The following is a 1,671-nucleotide window of genomic DNA, read 5'->3' on the forward strand; positions in this document are numbered from 1 at the left end:
CGCGGTGATCGACACCGGTTCGGTCGTCATCAGCGCCGCGTGCAGGGACTCGGCGGAGCGCAGCGGCGTGCGCTCGTCGCGCCAGGCCGCCCCGGGGCCGTGCACGCCGGCCAGGCGGGCGCCCCGCCAGAGCGCGAACTGCAACGCGGTGATGTCCGAGAAGCCGGCCACCACCTTCGGATCACGGCGGACGGCGGCCATGTCGATGGCGTCCACGATCCGTTGGGCGCCGTAGCCGCCACGGGTGCAGATCACCCCGCGCACGTCCGGGTCGGCGAAGGCCGCGTTCAGGTCGGCGGCGCGCAGGTCGTCGGTGCCGGCGAGGTAGCCGTGGCGGGCGTACGCGTTCGGTGCCGGCACCGGGCGAAGGCCCCAGCCGGTGAGCAGCTCCATGCCCCGGGCCACCCGCTCCGGCGAGGTCGGCCCGGACGGCGACACCAGCAGCACCGTGTCACCCGGGCGCAGCACGGGCGGGCGTACGGCGGCGGTTACCTCGTGGTGGTTGGGCACAGCGGCAGGGCTTACGGGCACAGCGGCACAGCTTAGCCTCGCTGGTGACTCAATTGTCGGTGTACCGCTCGGCCCAGTCCGGTGCCGGCGGGATGGGTGTGATCACGTCGATCAGCACGCCCGCGGGGTCGGCGAGGATGAAGTGCCGTTGCCCGAAGTCCTCGTCGCGCAGCGTCAGTTCCGGGTGGAGCCCGCCGTGGACGACAAGCCTTTCCCACTCCGCGTCGACGTCGGTGACCTCGAGGTTCAGCAGCAGCCCCCGCACCGGCTTCCGGTAGGCCGCCGGGACTGTCGGATGCCGGTGGTTGAGCAGTGCCAGTTCGTACGCCGGAGGGCCGGGGCGGCGCAGGCTCACGTACCAGTTGGCCTCGAAGGTCGTCTCGAATCCCAGGAAGTGCCGGTAGAAGTCGTGGCACTCGGCCAGCCGGGTCGTGCAGATGACCGGGTAGAAGCTGGTGAGATTCACTGGGACTCCTTCGCGTACCGTCGGTATGTCAACTACCGTATTTCGCATACCGTTGGTATGTCAATTGGGAGGCATGATGGGCCAGGGAGTGCGCGAGGAGCGGCGGGACCAGACCCGGCGGTCCCTGTTGCTGCAGAGTCGGCAGCTCTTCGCCACCCGTGGCTATCAGGCGGTCGGTCTCGCCGAGATCGTGAGCGCGGCCGGGGTCACCAAGGGTGCGCTCTACCACCACTTCGCGAGCAAGGTCGAGCTGTTCCAGGCGGTGCTGACCCAGGTGCAGCAGGAGGTGGGGGACCGGGTCGCCGCCATCGCCGATGCCCAACCGGACCCATGGTCCCGCCTCACCGCCGGCTGCCAGGCGTTCCTCACGGCCAGCGCCGATCCCGAATTCCAGCGGATCATGCTGATCGACGGGCCCGCCGTGCTCGGCTGGCACGAGTGGCGGGCCCTGGACGAGGCCGCCTCGGGTCGCCACCTGGCCGACGCGCTCGCCGACCTCATCGCGGCGGGCATGATTGCCCCGCAGCCGGTGGCGCCACTGTCCCACCTGCTCTCCGGCGCGATGAACGAGGCGGCGCTCTGGCTGGCCGGATCGACAGACCCGGCCGACCTGGCCGCCACCCAGGCGGCGCTGTCCCGATTGATCGACGCGCTGCGGGTCAGCTGAGCCGTAGCGGGCCCGCTCACCGCCACCC

Annotated in this window: 3 protein-coding genes; 1 reads left to right on the forward strand and 2 read right to left on the reverse strand. The window is 71.0% G+C overall.

All coding sequences use genetic code 11. The annotated features are described in order from the left end of the window. Nucleotides 1-510, reverse strand: a 510-nt coding sequence (locus tag KBX53_RS32190) for an LD-carboxypeptidase (protein WP_210863607.1), incomplete at its 3' end; no start/stop codon positions are given. Nucleotides 511-559: 49 nt separating this feature from the next. Continuing rightward, nucleotides 560-976, reverse strand: a complete 417-nt coding sequence (locus tag KBX53_RS32195) for a VOC family protein (protein ID WP_210863605.1) — start codon at nucleotides 974-976, stop codon at nucleotides 560-562. Between the two features lie 76 nt (nucleotides 977-1,052). On the opposite strand from KBX53_RS32195, the gene KBX53_RS32200 reads away from it, so the two are divergent. Further along, nucleotides 1,053-1,643 carry a TetR/AcrR family transcriptional regulator gene (locus KBX53_RS32200; RefSeq protein ID WP_030330102.1) on the forward strand — a complete coding sequence of 197 codons (591 nt, stop codon included), beginning with the start codon at nucleotides 1,053-1,055 and terminating at the stop codon, nucleotides 1,641-1,643. The last annotated feature ends 28 nt before the right edge of the window (nucleotides 1,644-1,671 follow it).

Origin of the sequence: Micromonospora sp. M51 (assembly GCF_018070305.1) — a bacterium.
GTDB lineage: Bacteria > Actinomycetota > Actinomycetes > Mycobacteriales > Micromonosporaceae > Micromonospora > Micromonospora parva.

Bases quoted from the DNA above. Each gene is read 5' to 3' on its own strand.
- KBX53_RS32200 (WP_030330102.1), top strand. From the start codon at position 1,053: ATGGGCCAGGGAGTGCGCGAGGAGCGGCGGGACCAGACCCGGCGGTCC.